The sequence below is a fragment of the Paenibacillus rubinfantis genome, from assembly GCF_001486505.1.
Classification (GTDB): Bacteria; Bacillota; Bacilli; order Paenibacillales; family Paenibacillaceae; genus Fontibacillus; species Fontibacillus rubinfantis.
In genome coordinates this window covers 341432-360380 of sequence record NZ_LN909065.1, presented here as the reverse complement: position 1 = coordinate 360380, position 18949 = coordinate 341432, and the positions used below count along the sequence as shown (strand labels likewise).

At 54.2% G+C, this 18949-nt stretch carries 18 protein-coding genes; 13 read left to right on the top strand and 5 right to left on the bottom strand.

Translation table 11 applies throughout. The features are described 5' to 3' along the window. Positions 1-49 precede the first annotated feature (49 nt). The 4 genes from BN3277_RS13015 to BN3277_RS13000 all read left to right on the top strand — a co-directional run bounded on the left by BN3277_RS13015 (position 50) and on the right by BN3277_RS13000 (position 4187). A complete protein-coding gene (locus BN3277_RS13015; protein WP_059043316.1) occupies positions 50-922 on the top strand; it encodes a 3-hydroxyacyl-CoA dehydrogenase family protein in 873 nt (290 codons plus the stop codon). Next, positions 919-2124 (top strand): acetate/propionate family kinase, encoded by a 1206-nt coding sequence (locus tag BN3277_RS13010; protein ID WP_059043315.1) that lies wholly within the window; start codon positions 919-921, stop codon positions 2122-2124. Before BN3277_RS13015 ends, BN3277_RS13010 begins: the two co-directional genes overlap by 4 nt. A 62-nt stretch (positions 2125-2186) precedes the next feature. Next, positions 2187-3482: an asparagine--tRNA ligase gene (gene asnS / locus BN3277_RS13005; RefSeq protein WP_059043313.1), complete on the top strand. Its 1296-nt coding sequence runs from the start codon at positions 2187-2189 to the stop codon at positions 3480-3482. Between the two features lie 15 nt (positions 3483-3497). Then, positions 3498-4187 (top strand): DnaD domain-containing protein, encoded by a 690-nt coding sequence (locus tag BN3277_RS13000; RefSeq protein ID WP_059043312.1) that lies wholly within the window; start codon positions 3498-3500, stop codon positions 4185-4187. A gap of 74 nt (positions 4188-4261) precedes the next feature. Here BN3277_RS13000 and BN3277_RS12995 read toward each other — a convergent pair whose 3' ends face one another. Together BN3277_RS12995 and BN3277_RS12990 are read right to left on the bottom strand one after the other, a co-directional pair. Further along, positions 4262-4630, bottom strand: coding sequence for a DUF423 domain-containing protein (locus tag BN3277_RS12995; protein WP_059043310.1), 369 nt, complete (start codon positions 4628-4630; stop codon positions 4262-4264). 120 nt (positions 4631-4750) lie between these two features. Further along, positions 4751-5911: an asparaginase gene (locus BN3277_RS12990; RefSeq protein WP_059043308.1), complete on the bottom strand. Its 1161-nt coding sequence runs from the start codon at positions 5909-5911 to the stop codon at positions 4751-4753. 290 nt (positions 5912-6201) lie between these two features. On the opposite strand from BN3277_RS12990, the gene BN3277_RS12985 reads away from it, so the two are divergent. The 9 genes from BN3277_RS12985 (at position 6202) to BN3277_RS12945 (ending at position 14560) form a co-directional block, all read left to right on the top strand. Next, positions 6202-6804 carry an RNA polymerase sigma factor gene (locus BN3277_RS12985; protein ID WP_059043306.1) on the top strand — a complete coding sequence of 201 codons (603 nt, stop codon included), beginning with the start codon at positions 6202-6204 and terminating at the stop codon, positions 6802-6804. Next, the gene (locus BN3277_RS12980) at positions 6801-7247 is read left to right on the top strand and encodes a hypothetical protein (RefSeq protein WP_059043304.1); all 447 of its coding nucleotides are present in this window, start codon (positions 6801-6803) and stop codon (positions 7245-7247) included. The genes BN3277_RS12985 and BN3277_RS12980 overlap by 4 nt, the downstream gene beginning before the upstream one ends. A gap of 43 nt (positions 7248-7290) precedes the next feature. After that, complete coding sequence (locus BN3277_RS12975) at positions 7291-8382, top strand: hypothetical protein (RefSeq protein WP_059043302.1); 1092 nt, start codon at positions 7291-7293, stop codon at positions 8380-8382. Between the two features lie 118 nt (positions 8383-8500). Then, positions 8501-9196 carry a response regulator transcription factor gene (locus BN3277_RS12970; protein WP_059043300.1) on the top strand — a complete coding sequence of 232 codons (696 nt, stop codon included), beginning with the start codon at positions 8501-8503 and terminating at the stop codon, positions 9194-9196. 4 nt (positions 9197-9200) lie between these two features. Beyond that, positions 9201-10205, top strand: a complete 1005-nt coding sequence (locus BN3277_RS12965) for a sensor histidine kinase (RefSeq protein WP_059043298.1) — start codon at positions 9201-9203, stop codon at positions 10203-10205. A 111-nt stretch (positions 10206-10316) separates the two neighbouring features. Beyond that, positions 10317-11087, top strand: coding sequence for an ABC transporter ATP-binding protein (locus BN3277_RS12960; protein WP_059043296.1), 771 nt, complete (start codon positions 10317-10319; stop codon positions 11085-11087). After that, the gene (locus BN3277_RS12955; protein ID WP_059043294.1) at positions 11062-13035 is read left to right on the top strand and encodes an ABC transporter permease; all 1974 of its coding nucleotides are present in this window, start codon (positions 11062-11064) and stop codon (positions 13033-13035) included. Before BN3277_RS12960 ends, BN3277_RS12955 begins: the two co-directional genes overlap by 26 nt. A gap of 17 nt (positions 13036-13052) precedes the next feature. Beyond that, the gene (locus tag BN3277_RS12950; protein WP_059043292.1) at positions 13053-13664 is read left to right on the top strand and encodes a DedA family protein; all 612 of its coding nucleotides are present in this window, start codon (positions 13053-13055) and stop codon (positions 13662-13664) included. 41 nt (positions 13665-13705) lie between these two features. Then, positions 13706-14560: an undecaprenyl-diphosphate phosphatase gene (locus tag BN3277_RS12945; protein WP_059043290.1), complete on the top strand. Its 855-nt coding sequence runs from the start codon at positions 13706-13708 to the stop codon at positions 14558-14560. Positions 14561-14832: 272 nt separating this feature from the next. Here the strand turns inward: BN3277_RS12945 and gcvPB are convergent, their stop codons facing one another. Genes gcvPB through gcvT form a run of 3 tightly spaced genes read right to left on the bottom strand, consistent with a single transcriptional unit; the run spans position 14833 to position 18851 of the window. Continuing rightward, on the bottom strand, positions 14833-16329 hold the full coding sequence (gene gcvPB / locus BN3277_RS12940) for an aminomethyl-transferring glycine dehydrogenase subunit GcvPB (RefSeq protein ID WP_059044764.1): 1497 nt from the start codon (positions 16327-16329) through the stop codon (positions 14833-14835). Positions 16330-16337: 8 nt separating this feature from the next. Continuing rightward, a complete protein-coding gene (gene gcvPA / locus BN3277_RS12935) occupies positions 16338-17702 on the bottom strand; it encodes an aminomethyl-transferring glycine dehydrogenase subunit GcvPA (RefSeq protein ID WP_059043288.1) in 1365 nt (454 codons plus the stop codon). Between the two features lie 18 nt (positions 17703-17720). After that, positions 17721-18851 carry a glycine cleavage system aminomethyltransferase GcvT gene (gene gcvT / locus BN3277_RS12930; RefSeq protein ID WP_059043286.1) on the bottom strand — a complete coding sequence of 377 codons (1131 nt, stop codon included), beginning with the start codon at positions 18849-18851 and terminating at the stop codon, positions 17721-17723. Between the last annotated feature and the right edge of the window lie 98 nt (positions 18852-18949).

Here is an 18949-nt window from a genome sequence, read left to right as displayed (position 1 = left end):
TGGGAAACCATATTATGTACAGACGATGAAAGGATGGAGCGAGAGGACCATGAACTACAAACGAATTGGGGTCATCGGCGGCGGTACGATGGGTCAGGGCATCAGCGAAATGCTGGCGGCTAAAGGACTGGACGTGCTGCTCGTAGAGGAGACAGCCGATAAATTGGATCACGCATACAGCATGATCGAGACGAGTCTGGACAAACAGCTCGAGAAATGGGCAATTACGAAAGCGGAGAAGAAACTGATCTTATCCCGTATCCATAAAGTAACTCATTTTGCCGAACTCGGTACCTGCGATATGGTCATCGAGACCATTTCGGAGGATTTGGATGCCAAAAAAGAGGTATTCATGCAGTTGGATCAAGTTTGTCCAAGCAACATCATTTTAGCAAGTAATACGTCCACGTTGAGTTTAACTGAGATCGCCGGCGGAACGAAATACCCGGAGCGGGTTATCGGCATGCACTTTATTTATCCTGTTGCCAAAATAAGTCTGGTGGAAATTATCCGCGGTCTGAAAACTTCGGATACAACGTTTGAGGAAACGAAACGGTTCGTGGAAGAGGTAGTGGAGAAACGCGGCATCATGGTTTATGAATCTCCGGGCTTTGTCACCTCCCGGATTATTTGCGTTATGATCAATGAAGCTTTGCATGTACTTGGCGAAGGCGTTGCTTCTGCGGAAGAGATCGATGAAGCGATGCGCATGGGCTACCAATTCCAATACGGACCGCTGGAAATGGCCGACCGCTTTGGTTTGGATTCCGTCCTGGCTGCCTTGGAACGCATGTTCCGCGAATTCGGCGAATTGAAATACCGTCCATCCTTCGTACTCAAGAAAATGGTTCGCGCCGGAAGTCTGGGTGTAAAAACAGGCGAAGGCTTCTTTAAATACGATAAGGACGGTGACCGGCTGTGAAACTGTTAGTCATTAATGCGGGGAGCTCCTCCCTGAAATACCAACTGTACGATATGACGGATGAATCGGTTTTGGCCAAAGGTTTGGTCGAGCGGATCGGCATGGATTCCTCGATTTTGACGCATAAGCCAACCGGCAAGGAAGAAGTGACGGAAGTCAGTGAAATTCTGGAGCACACGACGGCGATCCGTAAAGTGCTTGATAAATTGACGGATGCTGAGCATGGTGTTCTGGCTTCGGTAGACGAGATTCAAGCGGTAGGTCATCGCGTCGTGCATGGCGGCGAAGCGTTTAAAGGTTCCGCCCTCGTTACGCCGGAAGTCAAAGCTGAGATCCGTCGCCTGTTCGACTTGGCACCACTGCACAACCCGCCGGCGATCATGGGGATCAATGCCTCTGAAACGAATATGCCGGGCGTTCCAAACGTGGTTGCTTTTGATACGGCTTTCCATCAAACCATGGATGAGAAGGTTTATCTGTACCCGATTCCGAAGGTGCTGTACAAGAAACACCGCGTTCGTCGTTATGGCGCGCACGGGACCTCGCATCAATATGTCAGCCGGATGGCAGCGGAATATTTGAACCGTCCGATCGAAGATTTGAAGATCATTACGTGTCATATCGGGAATGGTGCCAGCTTGACGGCTGTCAAAGGCGGCGTATCGGTGGATACCTCGATGGGTCTGACGCCATTGGAAGGTTTGATGATGGGCACGCGCAGCGGCGACCTGGATCCGACGGTCGTGACCTTTGTTATGAACAAGGAAGAATTGTCCATCAGCGAAGTGAACTCGATGCTGAACAAGCATAGCGGTCTGCTCGCCATCTCCGGCAGCAGCAGCGACATGCGGGACATTACGGACGGTTGGGAAGCCGGCGAACCCAATGAAACACTGGCCTTCGAAATGTACGAATACCGCCTGCGCAAATATATCGGCGCTTATGCTGCCGCAATGAACGGCGTGGACGTTATCGTCTTTACGGCCGGCGTTGGCGAGAACTCGGCGATCGTTCGTGAGAAAACCTGCGAAAACCTAAGCTATTTGGGCGTTGAGCTGGATAAAGAGCTTAACAAGATCCGTTCTGGAGACCCACGCCGGATTTCGACGCCGAATTCCAAGGTCGAAGTGTTGGTCATCCCTACGAACGAAGAGCTGATGATTGCGCGCGATACCTTGCAAATCGTGCAGGAATCAAAGTAAATTACGGCGAAATTAAACCTTTGTGTTTTTAATATAGTTATCGTTAGAGGAGAGATAAAGGCATGGCGGTCAAAACTGTGATTCGTCAAGTGAATGAGCATGTCGGGGAAACGGTAGTCATCGGCAGCTGGCTCAACAACAAACGCTCCAGCGGCAAAATTCAATTTTTGCAGCTTCGGGACGGGACCGGCTACATTCAAGCCGTCGTCGTCAAGAACGAAGTATCCGAGGAGACCTGGAACAATGCCAAAAGCTTGACCCAGGAATCTTCGATGTACGTCACGGGCGTGATTCGCGAGGAACCGCGAAGCCAGTCCGGTTATGAAATGACGGTAACCGACATCGAGATCCTTCACTTGACCGAAAACTATCCGATTACGCCAAAAGAACATGGTGTCGATTTCCTGATGGACCATCGTCATCTGTGGCTTCGTACCTCGAAGCAGCGGGCGGTTATGGTTATTCGGGCTGAAATCATTCGCGCTGTACAGGAGTTTTTCGATCAAAACGGGTTTACTCTCGTGGATCCGCCGATCTTGACGCCAACTTCTGCGGAAGGGACCACCAACCTGTTCCATACGAAATATTTCGAGGAAGACGCCTATCTGACGCAAAGCGGACAGCTTTATATGGAAGCCGCTGCGATGGCGTTAGGGAAAGTGTACTCCTTCGGACCAACGTTCCGCGCCGAGAAATCCAAGACGCGCCGCCATTTGATCGAGTTTTGGATGATTGAGCCGGAGATGGCCTTCACCGATCACGAGGAAAGCTTAAAGGTTCAGGAGAATTTCATCAGTCATGTGGTGCAATCGGTATTGAAAAACTGCCGGACCGAGCTGGAAGCCGTGGGTCGCGACGTGTCCAAGTTGGAAGGGATCCAAGCTCCGTTCCCTCGAATCACGTACGACGAAGCGATCGAATACCTGCATACGCAAGGTTTTGATATCCCTTGGGGCGAGGATTTCGGAGCGCCGCATGAAACGGCCATTGCCGAACGTTATGAGAAGCCGGTATTTATCACACATTATCCGGCGGGAATTAAGGCGTTCTACATGAAGCCGGATCCCAACCGTCCGGAAGTTGTGCTGTGCGCAGATATGATTGCTCCGGAAGGTTACGGAGAGATTATCGGCGGTTCGCAGCGGATCGACGATCCGGCTCTTATGGAGGAACGTTTCAAGGAGCATAATCTGTCGCCGGAAACGTACCAATGGTACCTGGATCTGCGCAAATACGGTTCGGTGCCGCATTCCGGCTTTGGCCTCGGTTTGGAACGGACGGTCGCCTGGATTTGCGGTCTGGATCACGTGCGCGAGACGATTCCGTTCCCGCGGATGTTGTACCGGCTGTATCCTTAAGCCGGAGCTGAATCTATGGCCATGAATGAGGGCAACAACGCTTGGGCAAAAGGGATTGCTTACGGGATGGGAGCGGGGGCGGTTAACGTGCCTTATCCGCTGCTAACCCATTATCGTAAGCTCCGTTTAAACGATACGGAAGCGATGCTTCTGATCCAGCTGCTTGCTTTCCAGCAAATCGAACGCAACGATTTTCCGTCGCTTGGGCAGCTGGAATCGCGGATGGACATGGCGCCCGGAACACTAGCCCCGGTCATTCGCGGTTTATTGAAGGAAGGCTGGATCAGCATTGACGAAGCGGTGGATGAAGCGACCGGCATCCGCTCGGAGCATTACAATTTAAGCGGAGTGTACCAACGGTTAGGCGAATGGCTGGCTGCCCAGCCATCGGCTGCGGTCAGCAGCAAGTCGTTGGATCCGGCTCCCGAAACGCGGGAGGAACAGGAACGGAATCTGTTCGTGATCTTCGAGAAAGAATTTGCCCGCCCCCTGTCGCCGATGGAACTCGAGACGATTGCCGGCTGGGTGGACCAGGACCGTTACCCGGAAGAGCTGATTCGGTTAGCCCTGAAGGAAGCGGTGTTCGCGGGGAAGGTTCATTTCCGGTATATCGACCGAATATTGCTGGAGTGGAGCCGCAACCGCGTGCGTACGGCAGAGGACGTCAAAACCTATACACAACGGTTCCGCGGAGGAATGCGTTAAGAGGATGAAATAAAAGAGTGCCTTCTCAATGGGAGAGGGCACTCTTTTTTTGATGCAAAAAAGAGACTTAGCCGTCAGCCTTGAATGGCGGCGATGACAAAGACCACCCAGCCGGCGAGAAAACAAATGCCGCCAATTGGCGTGATCGCGCCTAACTTGCGGATACCGGTCAAACTCAAGGCGTACAAGCTGCCGGAGAACAGAATGATTCCGGCAAGCAAGAACCAGCCGGCGAGTACGATTTGCGTTTCGCTCCCGAGTTGTGCGGCGGCAAGACCCAGCAGAATTAACCCCAGTCCGTGGGCGATATGGTATTGGATGCCGGTTTGATACGTTTTTTGCTGATCCTCGGTCAAGCGGTTCTTCAGGGCGTGTGCGCCGAAGGCACCCAGCGCAATAGCGAGAAACATCATGATTCCGCCCAAAGCGAGCAGTATGGTCATTGGGGAACAACACCTCCACCCAAATCTTACCGATTCGCCACAGGCGCGTCAATCCATCAAAAAAAGAAGCAGCGCATTCATCACGAACACGCTGCTTTATTGATGGAGATCAAAGACTGCTTATTTAGCCGGAAGTTCAATTTGGCCATAACCGATGGTTGTAAACCAATCTTTGACCGTATCGAAGTCTTTGGAGAAGGACAAGCACAGCAGCAAGAGAACTCGGGCATGGGCCGCATTCAGGTTGTCACCGGCGATTATGCCGTCGCCACTGGAGTAGTTGCTGCCTGAACCGGTCCGGGTCGTTGTGACAAACACAACGCCTTTCTCGATGGCGGCTTTACGTTCCTCGGACATCGCTTTAGAGATGCCGCCCGCTCCGGTGCCTGCTGTGACGATGCCTTTGGCCCCGTTTGCAACAAATCCGCTGATCGCGCCTGCACCGGCGTCTTGATAAGAGTAGGCAATTTCCACCTTAGCTAATTCCTTTTTGGTGATTTTGCTCAAATCGAACGGAGTTGCCCAAGCCGTGGTGGATTTCAGAGCTCGGAACGGCGCGCGGTAAACGCGGATCGTGTTTTCGTCGATATATCCGAGAGCACCAACTTCCGGCGTCACGAACGTATCGGTCCGGTAGGAGTTTGTTTTCGTGACTTCCCGTGCGGCATGGAATTCATCATTCAGCATCAGGACGGTGCCGAAATATTTCGTTTTCCCGCTCGCCGCCAGCTTAATGGCGTTATACAGGTTGGCTGGAGCATCCGTGCCGATGACGGTCCAAGGACGCATCGAACCGGTGATGACGACGGGCTTTGGACTACGTACGGTCAGATCCAGGAAGTAGGCGATTTCTTCCATGGTATCCGTACCGGTGGTGACCACAACCCCATCCTGGGTTTTGAGCGCTTCATCTACTTTTAAGGAAAGATCATATAATTGCTCAATCGTATAGGCGCTAGAACCGGAGTTGCCAAATTGATACGTGGTGACTTCAGCGATTTGGTCTTTATTGGGGAGGGAGGCCACAAGATCAGCAATCGGCAGCGAACCGGCCCGATAGGTTTGGAAGCTCGTTTCATCCGTGGATTGCCCGGCAAGCGTACCGCCGGTAGCGATCACCTGCACTTTCGGCAGCTTCTTTACGACTTCGGTCGAGGTAACGGTACCCGTAACGGTATCGGCCGCGGAAGCCGGAGAGAGATATAGATTGGGGAGGAGCGCGGTCACGGCAAGACCGGTGACCAATAAGGCCTTCAAACTTCGGGATGTCCACTTCTTCATTCCATCAACCTCCAAGATGTTTTTAGTTAACGTTATGTAATTAAACCTAACGTGGTTTTCGTTAACTTGAGTGAAATTATAGATTGATGTCATGTTTGCTAACAAGATCATAATAGTGCTGATAAAGCGCTTAAATCCAATTAGAACTTACATATTCTCTGTCTATAGCCTAAATAACAGTTCTTTTAAAACATTTAAAATATCCAAATTTAATGTAATATTTTATAACATTACTTAAAATTACGGGAGTTTGTAGAAACTTTGGTCACTTCAAAAACGTTTTTTAAATCGTGCAGGGGCAGGACGGACAACCCGCGTCTATTCTTTGGGAGGAGGGGAGAGTCATTGATGAAACGTCGTTTATTCTAAGATTTCAGCAGGGGGATCGCAGCGTCTTTCCGTGGTTGGTCCAGGAATACGGGGCTTATGTGTACCGGGTGGCCTATTCGGTGCTGCATGACGCCAAGGAAGCCGAGGATGCGGCACAGGAAACCTTCCTGCAAATCTATAAATCTCTCCCGGATTATCGCTCCCAGGGTCTTAAGACGTGGATGACCCGGATCGCTGTCAACAAGTCGATCGACATCAAGCGAAAGAGGGACCGGCGTAAGGAAGAGCATTGGGACCCGGCGGATCTGGACCTGCAGGTGTCGAGTTCGGAAGAGGACCATCTGTATGACTTGATCGATGCCGAACGGAGTACGGAGGTACGCAGGCGGATTGCCGGGCTTCCGGCGGGACATCGCCAGATCGTCACCAAGTTTTACCTGGAAGGCAAAAGCCATGAACAAATCGCCGCGGAGCTTAGCGTGGCAGTGAAAACCGTTGAATCGAAGCTGTATCGGGCCAGAGCCTATATTCGCGATCATTGGACAAGGGAGGAATGGGGATGAGTCAACAACGACCGGAGGATTTAACGTTGTGGCGGAGTTATATTCGCGGCGAACTGGATACGAACACGGAGTCGCGCTTGGAAGCCCTGCTGCAAGGGGATGAAGCGGCCTTTGCCGCTTATAACGCCGCACTATTCTCCATGGAATGCGAGCTTCCGGGTCCGAAAGATGAAGAAGCCTATAGGCAATCGATTATAGAGAAGCTTCCGCAAACGCATACGAAGGAACGTAGGTTTCGAAGCAGCAAGCGCAAGTCTTGGACTCGTCATCCGCTGCTGCATTACGCAATTGCTGCCACTTTGACGGCGTTGCTGCTCGGCAACGGGGTCTTTGATAAAATCTCGGCGGAAACCAATCAACTGATGAATCGTCCGAATTCGTCCTCCCTAAGCGAATGGATGATGAAGGCGACGACCGGCTGGTTGGATGGGTGGCAACGATGACACATGAACTTATCATAGTAAAAAGAGGAAAGGAAGAAGAGATATGCCGTATGAGCGCAATCGACTGTTAGCTTTATTGTTAAACATCATCCCCGGCGTGGGGCATCTCTATTGGGGCAAAAAAGGAAGAGGGATCACATATCTCGTTCTGTTCTTCGGCGGATGTTTGTTTGGAACTGTCTTAGCGATCGCTGCGGAAAGCGGGGAGGTGGCGATGGTGACCTTGGTCACGGCGATCATCCTTTGGTTGATCTCGATGTTTGACCTGCTGATCACGATGCTGCGTGAATCGCCGGAAGAACGGGCTTACCGGGACCATGTCCGGCAGATGAGTGGGGCAGGGAGAGAGTCGGAGAAGTTCTATACGATCTTACTGTCGTTTGTTCCGGGACTGGGCCATTTTCAGCTGGGTCTGATGCAGCGAGGATTGTCGTTTTTGATCGCTTTTTTTGGCTTGATCACAATGATGTTTTTTGTGACAGGACTTACGCATGAATCGGTATTTTTACTGTTCCTTGGTTTGCTGCCGATCATTTGGCTGTACAGCATGTTCGACGCGGTGCAGCTCGTCCACCGGAAATTGGCGGGCGAACCGCTGGTTGATCGAACCCCCTTTGACGATTGGGAGGCGGGAAGAATCGAAGGGCGGCGCAGTAAGGTGCTGGCGACGTTGCTGTCCGCTTTTCCGGGGGCGGGACAAATGTATCTCGGACTCCAAAAACGCGGCCTGCAGATGATGGTCTTGTTCCTGGGCAGCTTCTATATCATCGACGTGCTGCGGTTATCGGTGTTTTTGTTTGTGATCCCGATCATCTGGTTTTATTGTTTCTTTGACGGCTTACAGCAAACGAGCCGTTACGGGATTCTGCCGATGGAGGATCACCCGCTGCTGGAAACCCGTGGTGAATATCAGCATTGGCTGGGGGTTGTGCTTATCCTGCTAGGGGTGTATTTCGTTGGGATCGAACTGATCGTTCCGGTGCTCGACGCCAATTTTCCCGGACTTCGTTTATCGTTTCGAATTGAAAAATACCTCCGTCCAACCATCGTTGCCGTATTGTTGATCGGTGGCGGTATCAAGCTGTTAGCCCGGCCGAAACGGCGGGACGTGTTTTGGAACGACGGAGACATCTAGCAAATACAACACCCAAAGAGAGGTTGCAGCTTCGCGGCTGAACCTCTTTTGTTTTATTTCCGCGGCCCGAGTCTGATACAATGCTAGGAGTGGGAAGGATCGTAAAGGAGAACCGTCTATGTTCAAAATCTATATCGTCGAAGACGACAAGCCGCTCGTGGAGCTGCTGGAACAATACTTGCACCGGTTTGATTATGATACGTTGGCAGCCGCCGATTTCGGTGAGATCAAAACCGAGTTTGAGCGCTATGCCCCGCATCTCGTGCTGCTGGACGTCAATTTGCCGAAATACGATGGATACTACTGGTGCCGGCAGATTCGCAACTTATCGACCTGTCCAATCGTATTCTTGTCGGCGCGTGAAGGGAAAATGGACCAGGTGATGGCGCTGGAAAACGGGGCTGATGATTACATCACCAAACCGTTTGATTACGATATTGTGATCGCCAAAATCAAAAGCCAGCTGCGCCGGGCCTACGGGACCTATGCCGGAGGTGGGGACGACCGTGCGGTAACGGTCGCCGGGCTGCGTCTGGATCGGGATCGCCTGTCGCTAAGCTTACGGGAAGAACGTGTCGAGTTGAGCTTAACCGAGGTCAAAATTTTGGATGAACTGATGAGCAAAATCGAACAGGTGGTCAGCCGGGATCGGTTGCTGGAGAAAATATGGGATGACCAAGCGTTTGTGGACGACAATACGCTAAACGTCTATGTGACCCGGGTGCGGAAGAAGTTGTCCGCCCTCGGCATCGACGATGCGCTGCAAACCGTCCGGGGTCAAGGCTATCGGCTTGTGCCGCACTGGGGGGAGTAAGCCGATGCGTTTGTTTTTGCGGGATCAACGGTCATTCATCTTGGTTTATTTGCTGCAGCTTGCTTTAATTACTCTGGTGTATTGGCTTGACGGTTATCGCCATGCGGAGATTAGCGTCTATGCTGCTTTGCTCAGTACGTGCATCTTCGTTGTGTTTTTGATCGTCCGCTATTGGACAAACCGTTCATTCTATCGCTTGCTGGAACAAGTGCCTGATTCGCTGCGCGCTTTTGCCGAAGTCAAACCGGGCTCACCGCTGGCCGACTCCCTGCAGCGGCTTCTTAAGGCGCAATACCGCCTTTATTTGCAGGAAATCGGCGAGCAGCAGAGCAAGATCGAAGGGCATCGCCATTTTATGAATCAATGGGTGCATCAAATGAAGACGCCGTTATCCGTGATCCACCTGATGGTGCAGCATGAGGACGACGCTCGTTCCGTGGCGATCGGCGATGAGCTGGATCGGCTGCGCAAGGGGTTGGAGATGGTGCTTTACGCCGCCCGGTTGGATACGTTTGAACACGACTTCGTGGTGGAGACGCTGGATTTGGGGACCTTGGTCCGATCAGTTGCTTCGGCACAGAAAAGATTGTTTATCCGGCGCAAGGTCTTTCCTGTGATCGAGATTCCCGAGGGTCTTATAGTCGCTTCGGATGAGAAATGGTTGGCCTTTGTGTTCACCCAACTCATCACGAACGCGGTCAAATATACCGTGAAGGAACGGGCGAACCTCCATTTCCGCGGTTATGCGCGCGGGCGGGAGACGGTGCTGGAGCTCGAAGATGAAGGCGTCGGCATTCCGGCCAGCGATTTGCCGCGAGTGTTCGACGCTTATTTTACCGGGGACAACGGCCGCAGCTTTCCGGAATCCACCGGAATGGGATTGTACTTGGTGAATGAAATCTGCTCGAAGTTAGGGCACCGGTTGGAGCTGGAATCGCAGGAGGGAGCGGGGACGATCGTACGGATCGTCTTCCAACCGGACCGCGAAGCTTACAACGAAGTAAGGTAACTGTAAGGTTGAGCCATGGAGCGCAGGCTGTCGGCTTTACTATAATCAAGATAGTTCAGGCGGTAGGCCGGAACGAAGCTTGGAGTGAATGAGAAGGGGCGCTAGAACAGCATGGCGGTATTGGAAGTTACGGCGTTAACGAAAATTTATGAAGGAAAAATCGCCACTAAAGCCTTGGATGGCGTAAGCTTCACGATCCATGAAGGGGAGTTCGTCGGCATTATGGGGCCATCCGGCAGCGGCAAAACGACGCTGCTCAATGTCATCGCTACGATCGACGAGCCCACTTCGGGGATGGTAACGCTGAGAGGGCAGGATCCGCATCGCATGACCCGGGAACAGACCGCGTTGTTCCGGCGGCGGGAGCTGGGGTTTATTTTTCAGCATTTCAACCTGCTGGATACGTTGACGGCGGAGGAAAACATCGTATTGCCTCTAACGCTGGACGGCGTTTCGGTCCCGGACATGAAAGCGAGGGCGCAGGAGATGGCGCGGCGGCTTGGGATCGAGGGGATTTTACCCAAGTATGCTTATGAATTGTCGGGGGGACAAATGCAGCGGACGGCGATCGCCCGCGCGATGATCCATCAACCTTCGCTGATCTTGGCTGACGAGCCGACGGGCAACCTGGATTCGAAAGCCTCCCGCGACGTGATGGAGGCGTTCGCTGCGATGAACGAGTCCCGCCGGGCGACGATTCTAATGGTCACGCATGATGCGCTGGCGGCGAGCTTTTGTCATCGGGTGATTTTTATCAAGGACGGCAAGCTGTATAACGAAATTTATCGCGGGGACAACCGGCAGGCCTTTTTCCAGAAAATCATCGACATGATGTCGCTGCTGGGAGGGGATAGCCATGACCTTTCGTCAATTCGCTTATAACAACGTCCTCCGGAATAAACGCACGTATGCCGCTTATTTTCTGAGCAGCTCGTTTTCAGTCATGATTTTTTTCGTCTGCGCGTTGTTTCTGTTTCATCCCGACCTGCAGAAGGAGGTCATGTATCGCTCGGCTGTGCTGGTGTTGTGGGCGGCTGAAGTGATCATGTACATTTTTGTTTTCTTTTTTGTGATCTATTCGGTGGGCTCCTTTTTGCGCTCGCGTAAACGCGAGTTTGGGATCTTGCTGCTGCACGGCATGACCGAACAACAGCTGCGCAACCTGGTTTTCCTGGAAAATATGCTGATCGGTGCGGGATCGCTGGTTAGCGGGATTGGTGGGGGGCTTCTGCTGGCCAAGCTGTTTCTGATGGCCGGCTCTAATTTGCTGGGCGTTCCGCAGCTGGCGTTCCATGTATCCTGGCCGGGTTTGCTGTTGACGCTAGGGGCGTTCTCGCTGTTATTTCTGCTTATTTCGCTCTGCACGACGATGCTCCTGGGCTCGCACCGGCTGATTGAGTTGTTCCAGGCTGAGGTGAAGCCCGCCCGGCCGCCCCAGGCTTCCTTGGCTTTATCGCTGCTTGCGGCGGGTTTGCTGGGCGCCAGCTACTTGCTGGCGGTCACTGCGACGGCCTCCAACGTGCTGATCCGCATGCTTCCGGTCACGGCCATGACGATTGCGGGCACGTATTTTTTCTACACACAGCTGAGCGTATTTCTGATTCAATGGGTCAAGCGACATTTAACTTATTATTGGAAAAAAACAAATTTGGTCACCGTATCCAGTCTGGCTTACCGGATGAAGGAGAATGCGCGGATGTTCTTCCTTGTGACGATCATCTCGACGATCACGTTCTGCGCAGTTGGTGCCTTCGCCTCGGTCAATCGGCTGGCGGATCAATTCGAACAGGACTATCCGGTCGAGATCGCTTATGTGTCTAAGGGGGATAGCGAAGCCGCGGACGAGTACCTAGAAGCGATACGTGCCGAGCTCGCGTCGAACGGGATCGCTTATCGTACGCTCAGCCTTCCGATTCTCCTCGCGGAAGTCGCATCATCCCGCCCTGCCACGACGTCGGAACGCCTGCCGTTGATTTCGTTCGCTGATTATAAGCGGCTGTTGGCGGCGGCGGGAATCGCGGTTTCCGAGAACCCTCCGGATGAAGGAGAAGCTCTGTTGCTGCTTGATTCGGAGCGAGAGAAGCCGCTGCTGATGCAGCGAAAGCCGGTCACCTATTCCTTTGCGGGCGCTCCGGAGCTGCTGGTGCACGAGATTGGCGTCACGCAGCATGTCGCCCTCCCTGAGAATCTGACCCTGGACGCCGGCGACGACCGCGGAGGCTCGTTCTCCGGGCTGGTGGTCAACGATGCCTTGCTGGAACGGCTTATGGCGGCTTTGGCAGAGGAGAACGGCGGGATGCCTGTGGACCGGTTCACCGGGTTTTACGTGGATCCGCCGGAGCTCACCCGCGGCCTGGCTGCAGAGTTGACCGATAACGGGAGAGTAACCTATGAGTCGGGTCGGCCTTACGCCATGACCGTGAGCGGGACCTTGGCGGAAGTGCAGCGGACAACGTATCGGGCCTTGCTGTTTTTCGCTTTGCTGGTGGGAACTGTTTTTTTTATTGCGGCGGGGAGCTTCTTGTATTTCCGACTGTACAGCGATTTGGCGTATGATCGGCGACAGTATGGGGCGTTAGCGAAACTGGGCCTCACAGAAAAAGAACTGGCCAAGATCGTGACCCGTCAGGTAGGTCTGCTGTTCTTCGTGCCGATTGCGCTGGCCATCGTTCATAGCTTAATCGCGTTTAAGGCGATGCAAAGCTTACTTAACTTTTCCGTCGCTTGGCAAACGGTGTTGATATTAGCTAGCTTTTTGCTGGTACAAGTGGTCTATTTCTTCTTCATTCGGGCCCGTTATTTACGCAACGTCAAAAAAGCGATTCGCTAAACTTCTGGAGGTACAACGTGGACAACTGGATTACGGACTTTATGGAGCAGTTTGGTTATTTTGGCGTCTTTCTGCTGATTGCCTTGGAAAACGTATTTCCTCCGATTCCATCGGAAGTGATCTTAACGTTCGGCGGATTTATGACCACCTACACGGGCTTGACGCCGGCGGGGGTGATCGTCTTCTCGACCCTGGGTTCGGTGTTTGGCGCCGTGATCCTGTATGGGATCGGATATTTGGTGAACGTCGACCGGCTGGAAGGGTGGATCGATCGCTACGGCCGGTACCTGCGCCTGAAAAAAGAAGACATTCGCCGCGCGGATGCCTGGTTTGACCGGTATGGCTATTGGACGGTGCTCTTTTGCCGGATGGTTCCGCTGATCCGCAGCTTGATTTCCATCCCGGCGGGCATGTCCAAAATGAAATTCGGTTTGTTCCTGCTGTTCACCACGATCGGGACGCTCATTTGGAATGTGGCGCTTGTGCTGCTTGGTGCCGCGGTTGGGGGGTCATGGGAAGAAATCGTCGCGTTTATGGACGTATACTCTCACATCGCGTATGCCGTTATCGCTTTAGGCGTGTTGTTTGTGGGTCTGCTCTGGCTGCGGCGGAGAAAAAGCGGAGCTTAACGGTTAACATCACTACCTAGGAATAAGGAGAATCCAAAGAGATGAATTTGTTAGAACTAGTGAAAGCCATTATTCTGGGTCTGGTGGAGGGACTGACGGAGTTTGCTCCGGTGTCCTCCACGGGACATATGATCATTGTGGACGACATGTGGCTGAAAACCGGGGAACTGCTTGGTTCGAAGTATGTAGCGAATACGTTTAAAGTGGTGATTCAACTCGGCTCGATTTTGGCTGTCCTGGTTGTGTTCCGCAATCGATTTATCGATTTGCTGGGACTGTCGCGCTGGATGCCGGAGAAGGCGAGAGGGACCGCGGGGGCTAGACAGGGCGGGGCACGGTTGAAGCTCATGCAGGTCATCGTAGGGCTGATTCCTGCCGGAATTCTTGGCGTGTTGTTTGAGGACTTTATCGATGAGCATCTGTTTTCCACCGCAACCGTGTTGATCGGATTGGTCATTGGGGCGCTGCTGATGATCGCCGCCGACCGGTTTGCGCCAAAGCGGGCAAGCGTCGAGACCGTCGATCAGATTTCGTACAAGCAGGCATTTGGCATCGGTTTGTTCCAGTGCCTGTCGATCTGGCCGGGCTTCTCGCGTTCAGGTTCGACGATTTCCGGCGGGGTGTTGCTTGGCTTAAGCCACCGTGCAGCCGCCGATTTCACCTTCATCATGGCCGTTCCGATCATGGCTGGGGCCAGCTTGATTTCCCTGGTGAAGAACCTGGAATATTTCACGATGGATGCGCTGCCGTTCTTTGTGGTTGGTTTCCTCAGCGCCTTCGTGTTTGCACTGTTGTCGATTCGCTTTTTCCTGAAGTTGATCGATCGCATCAAGCTGGTGCCGTTTGCGGTGTACCGTATCTTGTTGGCGATTGTGATTTGGGTGGTGTATTTCTAAGATAGAATAGAAATGTTGCAAAAACTGCAACATTTGAAGGGGAACTTTTGGGGGCTGGAACGGATTGTTGCATTTTGTACAACAAATTTGCTTCATTGTGGAGGTTGGGGGCGAGAATGTTGTACCCAGTACAACATTTGCCGGGAAAAGACCGTTTGACCGCTTGAAAAGTTGTAGGAAATGCAACATTTCGTTGAAAGGCCCATAAGAGAAAGAGATGCTGCGTTACAGCAGCATCTCTTTTTGGTGTGGTGTGGTGTGGTGGATTAGACTCACCCGCATGCGCAGTTCAGCACTGGCTTCCGGGCGGCGCCGGTTTCGTCCAAGCGCGTCACCGGCGTGGTGTGCGGGGCGTTCCGAAGCAAATCTGGGTTCGTCTCGGCTTCCTTGGCGATGGCGATCATCACGTCGATAAAACCGTCCAGCGTTTCCTTACTTTCGGTTTCCGTCGGCTCAATCATGATGCATTCCTCTACGTTCAGCGGGAAGTAGATGGTTGGCGGATGATAGCCGAAGTCCAACAGCCGCTTGGCGACGTCCAGCGTACGGATGCCGTATTTCGCCAGCCCGCTGCCAGACATCACGAACTCGTGCTTGCACGGTTGATCCGGGTATGGCAGCTCGTAATAAGGCGCCAAGCGTCTCATCATATAGTTGGCGTTTAAAACAGCGTTCTCCGAGACCTGACGGAGTCCTTCGGGGCCTAAGCTGCGGATGTACGCATACGCGCGGACCAGGATGCCGAAGTTGCCGTAAAAAGCTTTTACCCGGCCGATCGAGCTGATCGATCCGCTAGTGGCGGCACCTGCCGCCTCTTCGGTACGGGCACCGCGGATGGCGTACCGTCCAGAGTCGTCCTTGACGATTCTCGGTTCCGGCAGAAACGGAACCAGCCGCTGCTTGACGCCCACCGGTCCGGCACCGGGACCTCCGCCGCCATGCGGGGTGCTCATCGTTTTGTGCAGATTGAGGTGCACAACGTCAAAGCCCATGTCGCCGGGGCGGGCGATCCCCATGATCGCGTTCGAATTTGCGCCGTCATAGTACAGCAGCCCACCGGCTTCGTGTACAATATCGGCGATCTCCAGGATCTGCTCCTCGAACAAGCCCAGCGTGTTCGGGTTGGTGAGCATCAGCGCAGCTGTGTCTTCGCCGACGGCGGCGCGCAGTGCATCCAGGTCCACCATGCCGCGCTTGGTGGACGGGATGGTCACCGTTTCGAAGCCGGCGACCGAAGCGCTGGCCGGGTTCGTGCCGTGCGAGGAGTCCGGCACGATCACCTTGGTGCGCTTCTCGCCGCGGCTTTCGTGATACGCGCGGATCATCATCAGGCCGGTCCATTCGCCGTGGGCACCGGCTGCCGGCTGCAGCGTCACCTCGTCCATCCCGGTCAGTCCGGCCAAATCCTGCTGCAGGTGGTACATCAGCTCCAACGCCCCCTGAACGCTTTCCTCCGGCTGATAAGGATGGATTTTTGCCAAACCGGCGTAACGTGCCACGTCCTCATTAACTTTCGGATTGTATTTCATCGTACAAGAGCCCAGCGGGTAAAATCCGTTGTCCACGCCAAAGTTCCGGCGGGATAACGCGGTATAATGGCGAATCACATCCACCTCATAAACTTCCGGGAAAGCTAAGCCTTCGTTCCGCAGCATCCCCTGTGGTACGAGTTCTTCCTTCGGGACCGGCGGAACATCGCATTCCGGCAGGGAATAGCCGATTCGCCCCGGGCGGCTGCGCTCAAATATCAATAATTCATCGGATGGCATTGTCTCTTTTACTTCGAGCATATCGATTCCTCCAGTACGCGGGCGAATTGGTCAATTTCCGCTTTGCTTCGCTTCTCCGTTACGGCGATCAGCAGATGGCCGGTCAACTCGGGATAGCTGCGGCCCAGGTCGTATCCGCCGATAAATCCGGCGGCGAGAAAATCCCGCTGCAGCTGAAGCGGATTGGTACCCTCAGGCAGCCGAAGCACAAACTCGTTGAAGAACGGCGACGCAAAAGCGGCGCTTACGCCGGGGATGGCGGTGAACAGCTGCTTGGCATAATGGCTTTTCTGCAAATTCAGCTCCGCGACCTCGGCCATTCCTTGCTTGCCCATCACAGATAAGTAAACGGACGCGGCCAGGGCGAGCAGCGCCTGATTGGAGCAGATGTTTGAGGTTGCCTTCTCGCGGCGGATATGCTGCTCACGGGCCTGCAGCGTCAGGACGAACCCGCGCTTGCCGTTGCGGTCGGTCGTCTGCCCGACAATCCGGCCGGGCATCCGGCGCATATGCGCTTCCGAGACGGCGAAGAAGCCGCAGGTGGGTCCGCCGAAGGAAGGGGCCAGCCCCAACGGCTGGGCGTCGCCAACGACGATGTCGGCGCCAAGCTTACCCGGGGCTTCCAGCAGGCCAAGGGCTAACGGATTGCTGCTGACGACCAGCAAGCTCCCATGCGCATGCGCCAGTTCGCCGATGGCGCGCAGATCTTCTAGGGAGCCGAAGAAATTCGGATTCTGAATCAGCACGGCAGCGGTGTCTTTCGTAATGGCCGCAGCGAGTGCCTCGCGATCGGTTACACCTTGCTCCCAGCCAACCTCGACGATCTCGAGATTCAGGCCGTGGGCATAGGTGGCGAGCACCTCACGAGCTTCCGGATGGACGGTGCGGGAGACGATCAGTTGCTTACGCTTGGTGGCGGCGGCGGCCAGGTTGCCCGCTTCGGCCATTGCAGTGGCTCCGTCGTACATGCTGGCATTGGCGACCTTAAGACCGGTCAGCTCGCAGATGTAAGACTGGAATTCGAAGATCGCCTGCAGCTCGCCCTGGCTGATTTCTGGCTGGTACGGGGTGTAGGCCGTATAAAATTCCGAACGGGACACGACATGCTGAATGACGGAAGGGATATGATGGTCATACAGACCGGCGCCAAGAAAGCTGGCGAACCGGTCGGTATCGGCGTTGCGCCCGGCTAATGCGGATAAGTGCCGTGTAAGCGCGTATTCGTCCAAACGCGGGGATACCGGGAGCTCGCCTTGAAAACGAGTGCCCTCCGGGATATCCTTGAACAGCTCTTGCACGGAGCTTGCGCCGATGGTCGCCAGCATTTCCATTTGGTCTTGTTCGGTTAACGGCAGGTAACGGTGTTTTAGCATCTGTTTCGTTTTCTCCTTTCACCGCTTGGCGGCTGGGTTTCGGCGATAGAACGGCAACGGGATGACCTGGGCCTTTAACTGCTTGCCGCGAATCTCAACCTCTACGGTCGTGCCGGGTTCGGTATAGCGGCTGGCAAGGATCGCCAGTCCGAGGTTTTTTTTCAAGGTAGGTGATTGCGTACCTGTCGTCACTTCTCCGATCGGTTCCTCCGAGCCTTCGGCAAACACCGGGTAATGCGTGCGCGGAATCCCGCGATCGATCATCTCCAGCCCGACGAGGCGGCGAGGGATGCCTTCATCCCGCTGTTGGATTAGCACATCGCGACCGATGAAATCGCCTTGCTCGAGCTTCACGAAGCGGTTTAAGCCGGCTTCAAGCGGGGAGATCTGCGGGCCCAGCTCCTGCCCATACAGGGGCAGACAAGCCTCGAAGCGCAGCGTATCCCGGGCGCCCAGCCCGGCGGGGAGAAGGCCGTGGGGTTCCCCGGCTTCGAGCAAGACATCCCAAAGCGCTGCCGCCTCCTCGGCCGCCACATATAACTCGAAGCCGTCCTCGCCGGTATAACCGGTTCTGGACAGCAGCGCGGGTATGCCGGAAATCCGCGCTTCCCGGATAAATGTGAACGGGCGCAAGACTGCGGGATCCTGCCCTTCGCAGAGAGGGGAGAGGAGGGAGGCGGCCAGTGGCCCCTGAATAGCCAGCAAGGCGGTCTCATCCGAAGCATTCCGCATGGTGACGCCATCAGCGGGAAGGTGCTGCCGCAGCCAGTCCCAGTCTTTTTCGATATTTGAGGCGTTAACCACCAGCATGTACGTTTCCTCATCCAGCTTATAGATCAACAGATCGTCCACCACGCCGCCGTTGGAATAGCAGAGCAAGGTGTATTGGGCTTTCCCCGGCTCCAGCAGGGTCACGTCGTTGGTTGTCAGGCGCTGCAAAAAGCGTTCCGCTTCAGGCCCCTCCACGTAAAATTCGCCCATATGCGATACATCGAATAGTCCGGCGCGCTCGCGCACGGCTTCATGCTCCTTCTGGATGCCGCTGAACTGGACCGGCAGCTCCCAGCCGCCAAAATCGATGCAGCGGGCTCCCTCAAAACGCGCATACCTAGGGTAGAGCGGCGTACGCCGTAATGCGGATTCGGACATTACCATCACCTCGAAAGGGCCGGATCGGCCAATTTTTGTGAACAACAAAAAGGACAGGCCAAAGAAACCCCGTCAGTTAAACTGACAGTTTTTCCAGG

Excerpts from the sequence above, each read along its gene's own strand:
- BN3277_RS13015 (WP_059043316.1), top strand. The coding sequence starts at position 50 with ATGAACTACAAACGAATTGGGGTCATCGGCGGCGGTACGATGGGTCAG.
- asnS (WP_059043313.1), top strand. The coding sequence starts at position 2,187 with ATGGCGGTCAAAACTGTGATTCGTCAAGTGAATGAGCATGTCGGGGAA.
- BN3277_RS13000 (WP_059043312.1), top strand. The coding sequence starts at position 3,498 with ATGGCCATGAATGAGGGCAACAACGCTTGGGCAAAAGGGATTGCTTAC.
- BN3277_RS12995 (WP_059043310.1), bottom strand. The coding sequence starts at position 4,630 with ATGACCATACTGCTCGCTTTGGGCGGAATCATGATGTTTCTCGCTATT.
- BN3277_RS12990 (WP_059043308.1), bottom strand. The coding sequence starts at position 5,911 with ATGAAGAAGTGGACATCCCGAAGTTTGAAGGCCTTATTGGTCACCGGT.
- BN3277_RS12980 (WP_059043304.1), top strand. The coding sequence starts at position 6,801 with ATGAGTCAACAACGACCGGAGGATTTAACGTTGTGGCGGAGTTATATT.
- BN3277_RS12975 (WP_059043302.1), top strand. The coding sequence starts at position 7,291 with ATGCCGTATGAGCGCAATCGACTGTTAGCTTTATTGTTAAACATCATC.
- BN3277_RS12970 (WP_059043300.1), top strand. The coding sequence starts at position 8,501 with ATGTTCAAAATCTATATCGTCGAAGACGACAAGCCGCTCGTGGAGCTG.
- BN3277_RS12965 (WP_059043298.1), top strand. The coding sequence starts at position 9,201 with ATGCGTTTGTTTTTGCGGGATCAACGGTCATTCATCTTGGTTTATTTG.
- BN3277_RS12960 (WP_059043296.1), top strand. The coding sequence starts at position 10,317 with ATGGCGGTATTGGAAGTTACGGCGTTAACGAAAATTTATGAAGGAAAA.
- BN3277_RS12955 (WP_059043294.1), top strand. The coding sequence starts at position 11,062 with ATGACCTTTCGTCAATTCGCTTATAACAACGTCCTCCGGAATAAACGC.
- BN3277_RS12945 (WP_059043290.1), top strand. The coding sequence starts at position 13,706 with ATGAATTTGTTAGAACTAGTGAAAGCCATTATTCTGGGTCTGGTGGAG.
- gcvPB (WP_059044764.1), bottom strand. The coding sequence starts at position 16,329 with ATGCCATCCGATGAATTATTGATATTTGAGCGCAGCCGCCCGGGGCGA.
- gcvPA (WP_059043288.1), bottom strand. The coding sequence starts at position 17,702 with ATGCTAAAACACCGTTACCTGCCGTTAACCGAACAAGACCAAATGGAA.
- gcvT (WP_059043286.1), bottom strand. The coding sequence starts at position 18,851 with ATGTCCGAATCCGCATTACGGCGTACGCCGCTCTACCCTAGGTATGCG.